General features: G+C 60.6%; 14 protein-coding genes and 2 tRNA genes. 6 read left to right on the top strand and 10 right to left on the bottom strand.

Annotation, left to right across the window (positions count from 1 at the left end):
• The first annotated feature begins 40 nt into the window (after positions 1-40).
• Positions 41-403 (top strand): diacylglycerol kinase, encoded by a 363-nt coding sequence (locus AD663_RS21185; RefSeq protein WP_003184792.1) that lies wholly within the window; start codon positions 41-43, stop codon positions 401-403.
• A 3-nt stretch (positions 404-406) separates the two neighbouring features.
• On the opposite strand, the gene AD663_RS21180 is transcribed toward AD663_RS21185, so the two are convergent.
• Positions 407-1,333 carry a LysR family transcriptional regulator gene (locus AD663_RS21180; RefSeq protein ID WP_053214485.1) on the bottom strand — a complete coding sequence of 309 codons (927 nt, stop codon included), beginning with the start codon at positions 1,331-1,333 and terminating at the stop codon, positions 407-409.
• Between the two features lie 121 nt (positions 1,334-1,454).
• Here AD663_RS21180 and fpr point away from each other — a divergent pair, with 121 nt between their 5' ends.
• Complete coding sequence (fpr, locus tag AD663_RS21175) at positions 1,455-2,234, top strand: ferredoxin-NADP reductase (protein WP_003184787.1); 780 nt, start codon at positions 1,455-1,457, stop codon at positions 2,232-2,234.
• Positions 2,235-2,337: 103 nt separating this feature from the next.
• On the opposite strand, the gene tsaA is transcribed toward fpr, so the two are convergent.
• The 5 genes from tsaA to rimO form a co-directional block, all read right to left on the bottom strand.
• Complete coding sequence (gene tsaA / locus AD663_RS21170; protein WP_003184783.1) at positions 2,338-3,036, bottom strand: tRNA (N6-threonylcarbamoyladenosine(37)-N6)-methyltransferase TrmO; 699 nt, start codon at positions 3,034-3,036, stop codon at positions 2,338-2,340.
• A 203-nt stretch (positions 3,037-3,239) separates the two neighbouring features.
• Positions 3,240-3,701, bottom strand: coding sequence for a DUF1456 family protein (locus AD663_RS21165; RefSeq protein ID WP_003184781.1), 462 nt, complete (start codon positions 3,699-3,701; stop codon positions 3,240-3,242).
• Positions 3,702-3,758: 57 nt separating this feature from the next.
• On the bottom strand, positions 3,759-4,469 hold the full coding sequence (locus AD663_RS21160; RefSeq protein ID WP_003184779.1) for an rRNA pseudouridine synthase: 711 nt from the start codon (positions 4,467-4,469) through the stop codon (positions 3,759-3,761).
• A gap of 82 nt (positions 4,470-4,551) precedes the next feature.
• Complete coding sequence (locus AD663_RS21155) at positions 4,552-5,025, bottom strand: acetyltransferase (protein ID WP_003184776.1); 474 nt, start codon at positions 5,023-5,025, stop codon at positions 4,552-4,554.
• Positions 5,026-5,282: 257 nt separating this feature from the next.
• Positions 5,283-6,623 carry a 30S ribosomal protein S12 methylthiotransferase RimO gene (gene rimO / locus AD663_RS21150; protein ID WP_003184774.1) on the bottom strand — a complete coding sequence of 447 codons (1,341 nt, stop codon included), beginning with the start codon at positions 6,621-6,623 and terminating at the stop codon, positions 5,283-5,285.
• Positions 6,624-6,958: 335 nt separating this feature from the next.
• On the opposite strand from rimO, the gene AD663_RS21145 reads away from it, so the two are divergent.
• From AD663_RS21145 to AD663_RS21135, 3 genes are all read left to right on the top strand, one after another.
• A complete protein-coding gene (locus AD663_RS21145) occupies positions 6,959-8,800 on the top strand; it encodes a potassium transporter Kup (RefSeq protein ID WP_371261223.1) in 1,842 nt (613 codons plus the stop codon).
• 181 nt (positions 8,801-8,981) lie between these two features.
• Positions 8,982-9,272: a Phd-YefM gene (locus AD663_RS21140; protein ID WP_033046236.1), complete on the top strand. Its 291-nt coding sequence runs from the start codon at positions 8,982-8,984 to the stop codon at positions 9,270-9,272.
• An 11-nt stretch (positions 9,273-9,283) separates the two neighbouring features.
• Positions 9,284-9,571, top strand: coding sequence for a type II toxin-antitoxin system RelE/ParE family toxin (locus AD663_RS21135; RefSeq protein WP_053214484.1), 288 nt, complete (start codon positions 9,284-9,286; stop codon positions 9,569-9,571).
• 56 nt (positions 9,572-9,627) lie between these two features.
• Here AD663_RS21135 and AD663_RS21130 read toward each other — a convergent pair whose 3' ends face one another.
• The 4 genes from AD663_RS21130 to AD663_RS21115 all read right to left on the bottom strand — a co-directional run bounded on the left by AD663_RS21130 (position 9,628) and on the right by AD663_RS21115 (position 14,093).
• Positions 9,628-10,917 (bottom strand): virulence factor family protein, encoded by a 1,290-nt coding sequence (locus tag AD663_RS21130; RefSeq protein WP_053214483.1) that lies wholly within the window; start codon positions 10,915-10,917, stop codon positions 9,628-9,630.
• On the bottom strand, positions 10,917-13,559 hold the full coding sequence (mprF, locus tag AD663_RS21125) for a bifunctional lysylphosphatidylglycerol flippase/synthetase MprF (RefSeq protein ID WP_053214482.1): 2,643 nt from the start codon (positions 13,557-13,559) through the stop codon (positions 10,917-10,919). Before mprF ends, AD663_RS21130 begins: the two co-directional genes overlap by 1 nt.
• 150 nt (positions 13,560-13,709) lie before the next feature.
• A tRNA-Met gene (locus tag AD663_RS21120) sits at positions 13,710-13,786 on the bottom strand.
• 230 nt (positions 13,787-14,016) lie between these two features.
• Positions 14,017-14,093 (bottom strand) — tRNA-Met (locus AD663_RS21115).
• A 281-nt stretch (positions 14,094-14,374) separates the two neighbouring features.
• Between AD663_RS21115 and dinB the strand changes: the two genes are divergently transcribed.
• A complete protein-coding gene (dinB, locus tag AD663_RS21110) occupies positions 14,375-15,436 on the top strand; it encodes a DNA polymerase IV (protein WP_053214481.1) in 1,062 nt (353 codons plus the stop codon).
• The last annotated feature ends 127 nt before the right edge of the window (positions 15,437-15,563 follow it).

Raw genomic sequence — 15,563 nt, 5'->3', positions numbered from 1 at the left:
AATTAGCTTCTCCACTCCTTTTTGATCAGTTGCCCACTCTATGTCACCTTTTAAAGGCCAAACCGGCCTGAAACGTATCCTCAACGCCTCTGGTTACTCCCTCGATGGTCTGCGCGCCGCGTTTGTCGGCGAAGCGGCTTTCCGCCAGTTGGTATTGCTCAACGTCGTGCTGATTCCGTTGTCGTTCTTTCTGAATGTCAGCCGTGTCGAGCAGGCATTGCTGATCGCGGTCTGCCTGTTGGCGCTGATCGTGGAGTTGCTGAATTCGGCGGTGGAGGCGGCCATCGACCGCATCTCCCTGGAGCTGCACCCGTTGTCGAAAAACGCGAAGGACATGGGCAGCGCCGCCCAGTTCGTCGCCTTGACCATGATTGCGTTGGTCTGGGGTGTGGTTCTGCTCTAATCCTCAGGCGATGGCCGGGAGCACGATTTCGTCGCTGCGCTGGACCCCTGCGGTGAACGCTCGGCACAGTTCGAGGAATTCGCGCATGGCCGAGGTCTGGTATTTTTGTTTATGCCAGATGAAATAGAACTGCCGGGCCAGGTCCATGTCCGGGGTTTCCACCGCGACGAGGCTGCCGCGGCGGAAGGCATCGCGCAGGGCCAGGCGTGAAATGCAGCCGATGCCCAGGCCGGACTCCACGGCTCGCTTGATCGCTTCTGTGTGTTCCAGCTCCAGGCGGATATTCAGCGCGCTGCGGTGATGACGCATGGCCTGGTCAAAGGTCAGCCGCGTACCGGAGCCTTGTTCGCGCAGGATCCAGGCTTCATGGGTGAGCTCTTCCATGGTCGCCTGGCCGCGCTTGGCCAGCGGATGCTGGGGAGCGCAGAACACCACCAGTTCATCCTCGACCCAGCTTTGCACTTCAATGTCCGGATGGCTGCAATCGCCTTCGATTAGACCCAGGTCAATTTCATAATGGGCCACCTGGTGCACGATATTGGCAGTGTTTTGCACGTGCAGCTTCACCTGGCTTTCCGGATGACGCTGCATGAAGCCGCCGATCAACAGCGTCGCCAGGTAATTGCCGATGGTCAGCGTGGCGCCGACCGCCAGTGAGCCGAAGCCGGACTTGCCGTTGAGCAGGTCTTCGATCTCCTTGGCCTGGTCCAGCAGTGCCACCGCCTGGGGCAGCAGCTGTTTGCCCAGGGCATTGAGGCTCAGGCGCTTGCCGGCACGGTCGAACAGTTGGCAGCTCGATTGCCGCTCCAGTTCGGTGATGGAGGTGCTGGCCGCCGATTGCGACAGATTGAGCAGGCCCGCGGCACGGGACACGCTTTCCTGCTGGGCAACGGCGACGAAGACTTGAAGTTGACGTAGAGTAAATCGCATATCGATATAACCGATAACCCTTATCTTAATAATCCATTTAACAGATATTGTCGCCGCCATTAGAATGCGATGCAATTGCGCAAATTGACGACGCAGGCATCATTCCCAGGAGTCCCCGTACATGAGCAACATGAACCACGAGCGTGTCCTCAGTGTTCATCACTGGAACGACACTCTGTTCAGCTTCAAGTGCACCCGCGATCCGGGCCTGCGCTTCGAGAACGGTCAGTTCGTGATGATCGGCCTGCAGCAGCCCAATGGCCGCCCGCTTATGCGCGCTTACTCGATCGCCAGCCCGAACTGGGAAGAGCATCTCGAATTCTTTAGCATCAAGGTGCCTGATGGCCCGCTGACTTCCCAGTTGCAGCACCTGAAGGAAGGCGACGAGATCATCATCAGCAAGAAGCCTACCGGCACGCTGGTGCTGGATGACCTCAAGCCTGGCAAGCATTTGTATTTGCTCAGCACCGGCACCGGCCTGGCGCCGTTCATGAGCGTCATCCAGGATCCGGAAACCTACGAGCGTTTCGAAAAAGTGATCCTGTGCCACGGCGTGCGCTACGTCAATGAAGTCGCCTACCGCGAGTTCATCACCGAGCATCTGCCGCAGAACGAGTTTTTCGGCGAAGCACTGCGCGACAAACTGATTTACTACCCGACCGTGACCCGTGAGCCGTTCGAGAACGAAGGCCGCCTGACCGACCTGATGCGCAGCGGCAAGCTGTTTCGCGACATCGGCCTGCCGCCGATCAATCCGCAGGACGACCGCGCCATGCTGTGCGGCAGCCCAAGCATGCTCGATGAGACCAGCGAAGTGCTCAACAGCTTCGGCCTGACCGTTTCGCCGCGCATGCGCGAGCCGGGTGATTACCTGATCGAGCGGGCGTTCGTAGAGAAGTAAACTTCGGCACCTGCGATGGCAGCGACTTGGTCACACTGACAGACCACAAGAAAAAGCCCGTGCCGCCTGATGAAGGCCGCGCGGGCTTTTTCGTTTCCAGCGATTATTCTTTCGTTGGGATCACTTCCAACACCCGGATCAACCCCGGCTGCGGATAATGCCAGCGGACGTCCAGGTCCCAGAACTGTGCGCCATATTCCCGTTCCGCTGTAGGAACCTGATACGCCGGACGTGGGTCCTGGGCCAGGCACTGTTCAATCAGGTCCACCAAGGGCTCATGCAGACGCGTGGCATGATCGCGGGCCTGGAGCAGGGCAGAGTCCGTCCATTGCACTGGGATCAGCTCAGGCGCTGCACTGGCGATGCTGTTCGACGCCGCGCCGATGATGTCGGCGTAGGGTACGTAGGGCTTGATGTCCAGCACCGGCGTGCCGTCCAGCAAATCGATGCCCGAGATCCACAGGCGCCCCGCTTCAACCCGCTCCAGCTTGACCACCGATTGGCCGATGCCGTTGGGGCGATGGGTGGCTCGGGTGGCGAACACCCCCATGGACTTGTTGCCGCCCAGGCGCGGCGGACGGACCTTCAAGCGTGGCTTGTCTTCCAAGGCCTGGTGGAACAGGAACAGCAGCCAGACATGACTGACCTGTTCCAGGCCCTGCACCGCATCGCCCTGGTCAAACGGCGCCACCAGCTCCAGCACACCGCGAGCGGCCGGGGCCAGTTGCGGTTGGCGGGGGATGGCGAACTTCTCCTTGAAGCAGGAGCGGACGAAGCCGATGGGGGAGACGCTGTAAGTCATGGGTTGAAATCGAGGCGAGATGGAGAGGGCATGATAGCGCGAGCGGTGCGATCGACCACGGTCCCGGTGGCGAGGGAGCTTGCTCCCGCTGGGCTGCGAAGCGGCCCCCTGGTTTTGTCTGACACACCGCAAGGGGACGCTGCGCGTCCAGCGGGAGCAAGCTCCCTCGCCACAGAAGCCCTATGCACGTCAGCTTTTGGAAATCAGCCGCGAATGCGCAGCGTCAGGCCCTTGAGGAAGTTGCGCAGCAACTGGTCGCCACACGGGCGGTAGTTGGTATGGCCGAACTTGCGGAACAGCGCGCTCAGCTCCGGCTTGGAAACCGGGAACTCGGCGGCCTTGAGGATGGCGTGCATGTCGTCTTCCTTCAGCTCGAAGGCCACCCGCAGTTTCTTGAGGATGATGTTGTTGGTCACCGGCACTTCGATCGGCTGCGGCGGACGGCTTTCGTCCTTGCCGCGCTTGAAGATCACCAGGCCATCGAGAAAGTGCGCCATGACATCATCAGGGCAGAAGACGAAGCCTTCTTCCTCGTCTTTCTTGAGGTAGCCCGCCAGATCCGCCAGGGTCACGTCCAGGCCGCCCAGCTTGATGATCTCGATGACTTTCTTGTCGCTGATGTCGAGCATGTAGCGCACGCTGCGCAGTACGTCGTTGTGAATCATGTGTGCAGTCCTGATCAATCGGCAGTGGGCGCCCCAGTTCGGTGCGGCGCCGGAAAATTAGAATTTCTCTTTGGCAGAGAGGTAGCGCCATTGGCCCAGCGGCACCTTGCCGATGGATACGCCGCCGATGCGGATGCGGCGGATAGCGACCACTTTGAGGCCGACCGCCTGGCAAAACAGCGCGATCACGCCTGGCTGCGGGTTTTTCATGGCAAAGCGCAGGCGGTTCTCGTTCTGCCAGCTGGCCTTGACCGCCGGCAGCTCCTTGCCCTTGTAGGTCAGGCCGTGGTTCAGGCGATTGAGACCGTGGGCGACCATCTCGCCTTCGACTTCCACCACGTATTCCTGCTCGATCTTCGCGGCGTCGGCGGTGAGTTTGCGCAGGATCTTCCAGTCCTGGGTGAACACCAGCAGCCCGCTGGCGTTGGCCTGCAGGTCGGCGCTGGCGGTCAGGCGCAGGAAGTGTCCCTTGAGCGGTCGCTTGCTGAAGCGGTGTTCTTCGCTCAGGGTCTCTGGCCCCAGGGAGGCCATCGCGGTATCCACATCGGTGCCCGCCGGGACGTTCAGCAGGATGGTCACCGGCTCCGGCGCGGTAGCCTTGGCCTCAGGGTCGAGTTCGACTTTCTGGGTGCCGACCTTGAACTGCGGCTCGTCGATCACTTCGCCGTCCACGGTGACCCAGCCGCCCTCAATGAACAGCTCAGCCTCCCGACGGGAACAGCCGACGAGTTCGATGAGGCGTTTGGAGAGACGAATCGGGTCAGTCATGACAAGGCCGTAACAAAAAGAGGGTGAGCATTGTACCTGCCTGGCGCCGGTTAATCGCGGGTCCATTTGCGTCGTGTGGCTTTTAGCCGCGCCGAGCCTTCAGGTCGGGTTGTTTGTAGCGCATGTGCAGCAGAGGGTAGGGCTGGCCCATGCCGTCCCGTTCCGAGCGGCCGACCACTTCGAAGCCTTGCTTGAGATAAAAACCCAGGGCTTGCGGGTTCTGTTCGTTGACGTCCAGTTGATCGGCGTTCAGCTGTTCCATGGCGTAGTGCAGCAGTTGCTTGCCCAGGCCTTGGCCACGGTGCTGCGGGTCGATGAAGAGCATCTCGATCTTGCCGGCCGCAACACCGGCGAACCCGGTGATCCGCTGGCGAGCGTCGCGGGTGCAAATGAGCATCACTGCGTCCAGGTAACGGGTGAGCACCAGGTTTTTCAGCAGTTCGATGTAGCTGTCTGGCAAGAAGTCGTGGGTGGCTCGCACTGACGCCTCCCACACCTGGGTCAGTTCCTGGTAATCGCTTGGTTTCGGTGTGTGGATGACCGAATGCTGACGCATGCCCGCCTGTTCCTTGTGCTGGAAACCTTGATTCTTCATACGATAGCCGTAAAAAAGCCCTGCATCTTGTCGCAAGAGCAGGGCTTTTAAATTTTTTCGATGTGGCGAGTCAACGAGCTGTGAGTACAGAATCTGTGGCGAGGGAGCTTGCTCCCGCTGGGCAGCGTAGTGGCCCCCTTTTTTAGCGATGCTGCGCAATCGAGCGGGAGCAAGCTCCCTCGCCACAAAAGCCAGCTCGGCTTAAGCCCGAGCCTGGATCAACCGATCTGTTCAGCCCACAAGTCATACTCATCGGCATCGGTCACCTTGCACCAGACCTTGTCACCCGGCTTGAGGTTGCTGCCGTTGTCGATGAAAACGTTGCCGTCGATTTCCGGGGCGTCGAAGAAGCATCGGCCTACGGCGCCTTGCTCGTCCACTTCATCCACCAGCACTTCGATCTCACGGCCGATGCGCATCTGCAGGCGGGCCGAGCTGATGGCCTGTTGGTGCGCCATGAAGCGCTCCCAACGGTCCTGCTTGACGTCGTCCGGCACCACGTCCAGGTCCAGGTCGTTGGCCGGTGCGCCTTCCACGGGCGAGTACTGGAAGCAGCCGACGCGGTCGAGCTGGGCTTCGGTCAGCCAATCCAGCAGGTACTGGAAGTCTTCTTCGGTCTCACCGGGGAAGCCGACAATGAAGGTCGAACGGATGATCAGGTCCGGGCAGATTTCACGCCAGTTTTTGATGCGGGCCAAGGTCTTGTCTTCGAACGCCGGACGTTTCATGGCCTTGAGGACTTTCGGGCTGGCGTGCTGGAACGGGATGTCCAGGTACGGCAGGATCTTGCCGGCGGCCATCAGCGGGATCAGTTCGTCGACGTGCGGGTACGGATAGACGTAATGCAGACGGACCCAGACGCCGAGGGTGCTGAGGGCTTCGCACAGTTCGGTCATGCGGGTTTTCACCGGTGCGCCGTTCCAGAAGCCGGTGCGGTATTTCACATCGACGCCGTAGGCGCTGGTGTCTTGGGAGATCACCAGCAGCTCTTTGACACCGGCCTTGACCAGGCGCTGGGCCTCGTCGAGCACATCGCCCACCGGGCGGCTCACCAGCTTGCCGCGCATCGACGGGATGATGCAGAAACTGCAGCTGTGGTTGCAGCCTTCGGAGATCTTCAGGTAGGCGTAGTGGCGCGGGGTCAGCTTGATGCCTTGTGGCGGCACCAGGTCGATCAACGGGTTGTGATCCTGGCGCGGCGGCACGACGTCGTGCACGGCATTGACCACTTGCTCGTACTGCTGCGGACCGGTCACGGCCAGCACGCTCGGGTGCACGTTGCGGATGTTGCCTTCTTCCACGCCCATGCAGCCGGTGACGATGACTTTGCCGTTTTCCTTGATGGCTTCGCCGATGACTTCCAGGGACTCGGCCTTGGCCGAATCGATGAAACCACAGGTATTGACCACTACCACGTCGGCGTCCTGGTAGGTGGACACAACGTCATAGCCTTCCATGCGCAGCTGGGTGAGGATGCGCTCGGAGTCGACCAGAGCCTTCGGGCAACCCAGGGATACGAAGCCAACCTTGGGATTGGCTGGCGCGATAGTGGTGGACATGTCTAACCTCGGTGTAGGGGGATCGTCTCTTGCCGAGACAGGACGCCTGAACGCGCCTCTGATCAAAAAGTGCGCAATTCTATCCAGGGTCGACGCAGTTGACCAGCTTTATACCGGGAAATGCGACGAGTGCTGCGCTATGCTTCGCGCCTTTGCGTATCGGCTGTTTCTACAGTCAATAAAACGTCTGTAACAATAAGTGAAACGGCGCATGCTGCACGCATCAAGCAGCGTGCTTCGTTCAAGCTGGCAGGTCTGGGAATCAGGAGTGTTGGATGGGTCATGCAAGTAGTCAGGTGGCGGGCGCCGAGCATTCGGCAACTAAGCCGCTGAGCATGCTGGTCGCGGCGGTCGGAGTGGTTTATGGCGACATCGGCACGAGCCCGTTGTACACCCTCAAGGAAGTGTTCTCCGGCGGCTACGGCGTACCGGTCAACCACGACGGCGTGTTGGGGATTCTCTCGCTGATTTTCTGGTCGTTGATCTGGGTCGTGTCGATCAAGTACATGATGTTTGTCTTGCGGGCCGACAACCAGGGTGAGGGCGGCATCATGGCACTTACCGCCCTGGCGCGGCGAGCGGCTGCGGGGCGGGCACGGCTGCGCACGTTCCTGGTGGTCTGCGGCTTGATCGGCGCGGCGCTGTTCTACGGCGACAGTATGATCACCCCAGCGATCTCGGTGCTTTCGGCCATCGAGGGCCTTGGCCTGGCGTTTGACGGCATCGATCACTGGGTGGTGCCGCTGTCGCTGGTGGTGCTGGTTGGGCTGTTCCTGATCCAGAGCCACGGCACCGCGCGGATCGGCATCCTGTTCGGCCCGATCATGGTCACCTGGTTCCTGGTGCTCGGCGCCCTGGGTGTGTACGGCATCATTCAACACCCGGAAGTGCTACAGGCGGTAAACCCAGCCTGGGCTGTGCGTTTCTTCGTCGTCCATCCGGGCATGGGCGTGGCAATTCTCGGCGCCGTGGTGCTGGCGCTGACCGGCGCCGAGGCGCTGTACGCCGACATGGGCCACTTCGGCCGCAAGCCGATCGCACGCGCCTGGTTCATCCTGGTGTTGCCGGCTTTGGTACTCAACTATTTCGGCCAGGGCGCGTTGTTGCTCGGTGACCCGGAAGCGGCGCGCAACCCGTTTTATCTGTTGGCACCAAGCTGGGCGCTGATTCCGTTGGTGGGCCTGTCGACGATGGCTACGGTGATCGCTTCGCAAGCGGTGATTTCCGGCGCTTTCTCCCTGACTCGCCAAGCGATCCAGCTCGGTTATATCCCGCGCATGTATATCCAGCACACCTCCAGCGCCGAGCAGGGCCAGATCTACATCGGCGCCGTGAACTGGTCGCTGATGGTCGGGGTAGTGCTGCTGGTGCTGGGTTTCGAGTCTTCCGGCGCGCTGGCATCGGCCTACGGGGTAGCGGTAACCGGCACCATGCTGATGACCACGATCCTGGTCTCGGCCGTGATGTTGCTGTTGTGGAAATGGCCACCGCTGTTGGCGGTCCCGGTATTGCTCGGTTTCCTATTGGTGGATGGCCTGTACTTCGCCGCCAACGTGCCGAAGATCATCCAGGGCGGCGCATTTCCGGTAATCGCCGGCATTGCGCTGTTTGTGCTGATGACCACCTGGAAGCGCGGCAAGCAATTGCTTGTGGAACGCCTGGACGAAGGCGCGTTGCCGCTGCCGATCTTCATCAGCAGTATCCGCGTGCAACCTCCTCACCGCGTGCAAGGCACCGCTGTGTTCCTGACTGCGCGCTCGGATGCCGTGCCCCATGCGCTGTTGCACAACCTGCTGCATAACCAGGTGCTGCACGAACAAGTGGTGTTGCTCACCGTTGTCTACGAAGACATCCCGCGGGTGCCACCGCAGCGACGCTTCGAGGTCGATGCCTATGGCGAAGGGTTCTTCCGGGTGATCCTGCACTTCGGTTTCACCGACGAGCCGGACGTACCGCAGGCGCTCAAGCTCTGCCATCTGGATGACCTGGACTTCAGCCCGATGCGCACGACCTACTTCCTCAGCCGCGAAACCATTATCGCCTCCAAGCTCGAGGGCATGGCCCGTTGGCGCGAGATGTTGTTTGCCTTCATGCTGAAAAACGCCAACGGCAATTTGCGTTTCTTCAATCTACCGCTTAACCGGGTGATCGAGCTAGGGACGCAGGTCGAGATGTAGGCCTGGAAAAAAGCCCCCGTTGCCTTGCGGCAGCGGGGGCTTTTTTGTAAGCACAGGTTTTCCATGGTGTGCAATCGGTCGGAAGCAGTTTTTACAACTTGATTTATACGTGCCGAGGCGCAACACTTTGCGCATAAAGGTGTGTATAAAAATACGCAAAATACTGTGTTGGAGAAGAGCGATGGCAGCGCTATTAGAACGAGCTGATCAAGCGGTATCCGTAACAGCGATGGTTCGGGGCTTCAGTGCGAAGCTCAAGGAAATATCGAGTCGTACAACCGAAAGGCTGGTGATCTTCAAAGATAATGAGCCCGCTGCAGTCATTATCAACGTTGAGGCTTATCAGGAGATGCTTGATGAGCTGGAAAATCTTCGCGTTGAGGCGACAGCTCGCGAGCGATTGATCGGTTTTGATCAGGCCAAGGCCATCAGCCATGAGGCTATGCGGGCGCGATACGCCAAAAACGACTGAAGGAGCGGTGAATGGTTTGGGGCGTGATCTACCATCCGGAGGTTCAAAACGATCTGGATCAGCTGGGGGCGGCTTCGGCGAACCGTATCCTTGATGTCATCGAGGAGCGGATTATCAAAGGAGAGTCGGACAAAACCGGTAAACCGCTCAGAGCTAGCCTCGCGGGATGTCGGAGAATTAGAACAGGCGACACGCGTATTGTTTATAGAGTCGATGGGAAGGCGATTCAGGTGCTGATCGTGGCCGTTGGCGCTCGGCGGGATAAGGAAGTGTACGATGCGGCAGAGCGTCGTCTTTAGACAAAAGCCCCCGTTACCTTGTGGTAGCGGGGGCTTTTTTTCAGGCTTGCATCAAATCATTGGTCGGCAGGCTTGTTCTGCCGCTTGTTGATCTCATCGACCAGCCGCTTGGCCAGGGCCGGGTAGTTTTCGTCGAAGTGATGGCCGCCCGGCAGTTTGATCGCTTCGCCGACGGCGGTCTTGTCGGTGCAGCCGCTTTCGTCTGCCTCTTCGCCGCCGTAGATGCACACCACTTTCTCGGCAGGCAGCTTGGCCATCTCCGGGCCGGTGGCGGCTTCGGTGCCGGCGTTGCCCAGCCAGCCTTCAACTTCGATCTCGAAGCTGCCGGTACGGGCGAAGGCCAGCAGGATAATCGCATCGACCCGCTGTTGCTCGGTGGCCGGCAAGCGGTTGTAGATGGCTGGCAAGACGTCGGCGCCGAAGGAGTAGCCGGTCAGGATGAAGCGCTTGGCGCCCCAGATCTGGCGGTAGTGCTGCATCAGCTCAGCAAGGTCCACGGCGCTCTGCTCGGGGCTCTTGTGTTGCCAGTAGTAACGCAGGGTATCGATGCCGACGACCGGGTAGCCGATCTTCGCCATCTCGTCAGCCACATCGCGGTCCAGGTCACGCCAGCCGCCGTCTCCGGAAAGAAACAGGGTCACGGTATCCCGCGCCTGGCTGGTGGGCACTTCGACCACCGGAATGCTCAGGCCACCCTTGCCCTTGTCGGCACCTACGAGGATCTTGCGCAGTTCGTTGTTCAGCACCTGCGGCAGGTTGATGTCGTAGTCGCTGATGCTGGTTTCGGCATTTGGCTGATCCCGCACGAAACCGGCGCTGGTGTCGTCGGGGTTATCGTTCCAGGCCACCAGCCAGTGGCCGTGGGCGGCGCTTTTTGGCAGCAGGTGCGTGCAGCCGGGTTTTTCCAGGGCCAGGTCCACCGAAACAGCCTTGGCCTTGTCATCCTTCTGTTCCGCCAGCCAGCGCCAGGCCAGCACAGCGCCCGGGCCGATACCGCTGACCAGCGTGGCCGGCCCCTGGAGCTGCCGCAGCCCCGCCTGCAGGGCGCGACCTTGCAGCATGCAGTCCTTGGGCAGGATCACCTGGACGATCTGCGCCGAGCCGCTGCGGCTGAGGGTCGTCAGTTGCGTGTCGCTGAGTTTCTGGTCTTCATTGACGGCTACCAACACTTGGGCGCGGGGCTTGGTGCCGGGGATGACCCGGGTCATCGGTACGCCGTCGGAGGGTTCCAGTTGTTCCAGGGTGGGTTGTGGGGCCGGGCGGTTCCAGTACCAATAACCGCCGCCGAGAATCACTGCCAGCACCAGCAGGGCGGCCACTACGTATCGCCAGGAGCGTTGCATCATCAGCGTTTCACCAGTCCAGTCAGGCCGCCTGCAATCAGGGCGGCAGTATCGGCCAGCGCCACCAGCGGATCGAGTCCGGCGGGCACGGCCATGTAACGAGGTTCCCAGTCAGGCTGGAATTTGTCTTTGAAGCGGCGCAGCCCCTGGAAGTTGTAGAGCTGCTCGCCACGGCGAAACACCATCGAACCCAGGCGCTGGGTCAGCGGTGCACCGCGACGTGGTTGCAGGCCCGACAGTGGGACCATGCCGAGGCTGAAGCGGGCGAAGTCATGGTTTTTATAATGCTGGATCAGGCCGACCATCATGAATTCCATGGTCAGCTTGGGAGCGTCCGGGTGAGCACGCATCAGGTCGAGGCTCGCCAGGTCATGGCTGTGGGTTTCAAGCAGATTGGCGAACGCCACCGGGCGGCCTTCGAAGCGGATCACCGCGATGCGGAAGTGCTTGAGGTAGTCATCGCTGAAGCGGCCCAGCGAGAAGCCTTTCTCGCGGACATTCTTGCCGGTCAGCCAGGCATCGGAAATGACCTTGAGCTCATCCATTGGCGCCTGGCCCGGCTCGTGGATCTCCAGCGACAAGCCGTCGCGGGTGCCCCGATTCCAGGTGTAGCGCAGATCCTTCATCTCCTTGCCCTTGGCTTCCAGATCGAAACGCTTGAGATCGACCCGTGCCTCTTCACCCAGCTTGATTGCGGTCAAGCCGATGTCCATGTAGTACGGCAGGTTCTCGGCGCGCACCTGATAAAACACCGGGCGGGCATGGTAGATGTCACACAGGTCGCGGAATTGCCAGATCATTTCGGCCCGTTGTTGGGTAGGGCCGATCGGGTCGTACAGCGCCACCAGGCTGCGTCCACGGCGGGCATACATCAGGAACGCGGCGTCGTTGGGGTGAAACAGCAACGCCTTGTCGCCGGTCAGCGCCAGGCCACCGTCGGGTTGCGAGGAGGCCATGAGGATCGTCTTGGCTCGCTCCAGCTCCGCTGCGGTGGGCAAGTGGATGATCGGCCGTGCGGTGCGCAGCAGCCAGGTCAGCGACACCACCACCAACAGCACCGCAGCGCCCAGCAACGAGCGCAGGCCGCGAGGCGCATCGGCATCAAGGGTGAACTGCCACCACAGTTGATGGCTGTAGGGTACGTCCTGGTAGGCGAACAGCAGCAGCCAGATCGACGCGCCGAGCACGCAGAGACTGGCGATCAGGAAAAGTGGGGAAAACGGCAGTTCAGTCAGGCGACTCGGGCGATAAAACGAGCGTCGGAATATCGCCAGCAGGGCGGCGGTGAGTGTCAGCAGCGTGGCTTCTTCCCAGTCGAAGCCCTTGAGCAGCGAGAGCAGGGCGCCTACCAGCAGCAGGATGGTGGTCAGCATCCAGGCCGCCGACAAGCGGCGACGCAGGCCCTGGGCAAGCAGCAGGCACAGTACGCCCACCAGGCTGGCGCCGAAGTGGGAGGCATCCACCAGCCGATGCGGGATCAGAAAACCGATGTGCTCCAGACGGGTATCGATTTCCGGCGTCACGCCGGAAAACAGCAGCACCACGCCTGACAGGAACACCAGCACCGCCAGGATCGGCGCGGCGAAACCCGACGCTACCCGCAGGGTCTGGCGCGTCTGGAACAGCCGCTGAGCCTCATTGATCAACAGCAACACGCAGGCCACCAGCATCGGTAGCAGCACGTAGATCAAGCGGTACAGCAGCAGGGCAGCGGCCAGCGGTGCGGCCCCCAGTTTGTCGGCGAACGCGGCCAGCAGAATCGCTTCGAATACGCCGACCCCGCCCGGTACATGACTGAGCACACCGGCGGCCAGCGCCAACAGGTAAACCAGCAGGAAGGCGCCGAACGGTGGCGCTTCGGGCAGCAACAGGTACAACACGGTGGCGGCGGCCGCGACGTCCAGGGCGGTAATGACCAGTTGCAGGAAGGTCAGGCGCCGGCCTGGCAGGCGCAACGTACGGCGGCCGGCCTTGACCAGGAGGCTGTGCCGATGGGGCTGTTCCGGCAATCGCCGACGATAGATGCCGATGGCCAGCACGCTCATGAGCAACAGCACCGCCACCGAAATCGCGCCCAGCAGGGCGGCTGGAAGATGCAGTGCGGCAGACGCGGCAGGCAAATCGCTGAGCGTTGCCAGTGCCGCCAGCGGTGGCAGCGCGCAGCCCAGGGACAGGCTGGCGAACAAGGTCATGTGGGCGACGTCAGAGGCCCCCAGGCCATGGCGCGCATACAGGCGGTAGCGAACCGAACCGCCGGACAATAAGGACAGGCCGATGGCGTTACCAATGGCAAAGGCAGTGAAGCCGCCGAGGATCATGGTCTGGGGCGGCAGTGTCACCCCGGCATAGCGGGTGGCGGACCATTCATAGCCCAGAAGAATGATGAAGCCCACCACCGTAGCGGCAATCGCGCCGAGCAGCGCTGGCCGAGGCACCTCCAGGATGGAGTCGTGCAGCGCGTATAGATCGAGCTCGCTCAGCAGATGGCGGCAGGCTATCAATGCAATCGCAAACAACAGCAGCGTGACGGCAAGGCCGATAGGCTGGCGATACTGGCTGATCCGATCCAGCCAGCGCAATTGCTCGGCCTTGATCGGTTGTGTCGCAGTAACGGAGTCTTGCGGGTCAGACGAGTGGGCGCGCATCAATCACCTCTTGAGCTATGCGCGACAGGATGGGGGTATCCAGCCAAGTTACCAATCCCTGCGGCAGAAAATAATTACAAAAAATTTGTAATGAAGCTTTTTCGCCAGACACAAAAAAGGCCACTCTTTCGAGCAGCCTTTCTTGATATTTGGTTGCGGGAGCCGGATTTGAACCGACGACCTTCGGGTTATGAGCCCGACGAGCTACCAGACTGCTCCATCCCGCGTCTGTGTGGCGGCATTCTACAGGCGAACGCCTCAGTGTCAACCGTTAAAAGATCGCGGGGTCAAATAAACGACCGATCCGCCTCTTATCGGCGTAAATGCTCGGAATCAAAAGAAATTGTCCTACAGTCTGGTGCGGTGAGGGTGGCCGCGGCCGACCCTTTCAGCTCCACGAGTACAAAACCCCCGCGCACAAAAAAGGCCACTCTTTCGAGTAGCCTTTTTTGATGTTTGGTTGCGGGAGCCGGATTTGAACCGACGACCTTCGGGTTATGAGCCCGACGAGCTACCAGACTGCTCCATCCCGCGTCTGTGTGTCGGCATTCTACAGAGGATCTTGCTGCTGTCAACCCTCGTGTTATAAAAAACTGTTCCGCTTCAAGCGCTTAGCCACGGGGAAAGGCTTGTGACAACGCTGTGACGCAGGCCTGGCAAGGGTTGGCGCTCTATCGAACGGTTCGCGGCGATTGAAGAAATAAATTTATGTAGGATCTTTCGGCTCTAAACGAAGGATCCTTCAAACTACTGGTGCTATATACAGGTGCCGATGCGATACTGTCGGCCCGACTCGTCGCACGCTCCGCTTCTTTATGACGCAACGTAAAATCATCCACGTCGACTGTGACTGTTTCTATGCCGCCATTGAGATGCGGGATGACCCTCGGCTGGCCGGAAAACCACTGGCCGTGGGAGGCTCGGCGGATCGGCGAGGGGTGATTGCCACCTGTAACTACGAAGCGCGGGCCTACGGTGTGCGTTCGGCCATGTCATCCGGTCATGCCTTGAAGCTCTGTCCGGACCTGACCATCGTCAAGCCCCGGATGGAGGCTTATCGGGAGGCATCCAAGGAAATTCATACGATCTTCAGCGATTACACTGACCTGATCGAGCCGCTGTCCCTGGATGAGGCATACCTGGACGTTTCCGCCAGTACCCATTTCGGTGGCAGCGCCACGCGTGTCGCCCAGGACATTCGTCGGCGTGTTTCCAATCAGTTGCACATCACCGTGTCGGCCGGCGTCGCACCGAACAAATTCCTGGCCAAGATTGCCAGTGACTGGAAAAAGCCCAACGGCCTGTTCGTCATCACCCCGGACCAGGTCGAGGATTTCGTCTCGGCCCTGCCCGTCAACAAGCTCCATGGCGTGGGCAAGGTCACCGCTGACAAATTGAACAGGCTCGGCATCGTCGATTGTTTGCAGTTGCGTCAGTGGGACAAGCTGGCGCTGGTGCGCGAATTCGGCAGTTTTGGCGAACGACTCTGGAGTCTGGCCCGTGGGATCGATGAGCGCCTGGTTCATAACGACAGCCGAAGGCAGTCCATCAGCGTGGAAAATACCTACGATGTCGACCTGCCGGACCTGGCGAGCTGCCTCGACAAGCTGCCGGAACTGATGCAAACCCTCAGCGGGCGCATGGCGCGGATCGACAGCAGTTATCGGCCGGGCAAACCGTTCGTCAAAGTGAAGTTTCACGACTTCACCCAGACCACGCTGGAACAAGCCGGGGCGGGGCGGGACCTGGATAGCTACCAGCTGTTATTGACCCAGGCGTTCAGCCGTGGCGGCAAACCGGTGCGATTGTTGGGCATAGGGGTGCGGCTGGAGGATTTGCGGGGTGGGTTCGAGCAGTTGGAGTTGTTTGAGCGGTAAGGCCTGGCCTGGTGGCGAGGGAGCTTGCTCCCGCTGGCCTGCGACGCGGCCCTGAAATCTGCCGCCTCGGTATGTCAGATAAATTCGGTCAGCCGCTATTGGGGCTGCTGCGCAGCCCAGCGGGAGC

This window comes from Pseudomonas sp. Q12-87, from assembly GCF_001269755.1.
GTDB lineage: Bacteria > Pseudomonadota > Gammaproteobacteria > Pseudomonadales > Pseudomonadaceae > Aquipseudomonas > Aquipseudomonas fluorescens_S.
Note: the sequence above shows the minus strand (reverse complement) of the source record. Positions and strands in the feature narration are given on the sequence as shown.

Excerpts from the sequence above, each read along its gene's own strand:
- AD663_RS21160 (WP_003184779.1), bottom strand. The coding sequence starts at position 4,469 with ATGACTGACCCGATTCGTCTCTCCAAACGCCTCATCGAACTCGTCGGC.
- AD663_RS21130 (WP_053214483.1), bottom strand. The coding sequence starts at position 10,917 with ATGATGCAACGCTCCTGGCGATACGTAGTGGCCGCCCTGCTGGTGCTG.
- fpr (WP_003184787.1), top strand. The coding sequence starts at position 1,455 with ATGAGCAACATGAACCACGAGCGTGTCCTCAGTGTTCATCACTGGAAC.
- AD663_RS21165 (WP_003184781.1), bottom strand. The coding sequence starts at position 3,701 with ATGATTCACAACGACGTACTGCGCAGCGTGCGCTACATGCTCGACATC.
- AD663_RS21145 (WP_371261223.1), top strand. The coding sequence starts at position 6,959 with ATGCTGGTCGCGGCGGTCGGAGTGGTTTATGGCGACATCGGCACGAGC.
- tsaA (WP_003184783.1), bottom strand. The coding sequence starts at position 3,036 with ATGACTTACAGCGTCTCCCCCATCGGCTTCGTCCGCTCCTGCTTCAAG.
- AD663_RS21135 (WP_053214484.1), top strand. The coding sequence starts at position 9,284 with ATGGTTTGGGGCGTGATCTACCATCCGGAGGTTCAAAACGATCTGGAT.
- AD663_RS21180 (WP_053214485.1), bottom strand. The coding sequence starts at position 1,333 with ATGCGATTTACTCTACGTCAACTTCAAGTCTTCGTCGCCGTTGCCCAG.
- dinB (WP_053214481.1), top strand. The coding sequence starts at position 14,375 with ATGACGCAACGTAAAATCATCCACGTCGACTGTGACTGTTTCTATGCC.
- AD663_RS21140 (WP_033046236.1), top strand. The coding sequence starts at position 8,982 with ATGGCAGCGCTATTAGAACGAGCTGATCAAGCGGTATCCGTAACAGCG.
- rimO (WP_003184774.1), bottom strand. The coding sequence starts at position 6,623 with ATGTCCACCACTATCGCGCCAGCCAATCCCAAGGTTGGCTTCGTATCC.
- AD663_RS21185 (WP_003184792.1), top strand. The coding sequence starts at position 41 with ATGTCACCTTTTAAAGGCCAAACCGGCCTGAAACGTATCCTCAACGCC.
- AD663_RS21155 (WP_003184776.1), bottom strand. The coding sequence starts at position 5,025 with ATGCGTCAGCATTCGGTCATCCACACACCGAAACCAAGCGATTACCAG.
- mprF (WP_053214482.1), bottom strand. The coding sequence starts at position 13,559 with ATGCGCGCCCACTCGTCTGACCCGCAAGACTCCGTTACTGCGACACAA.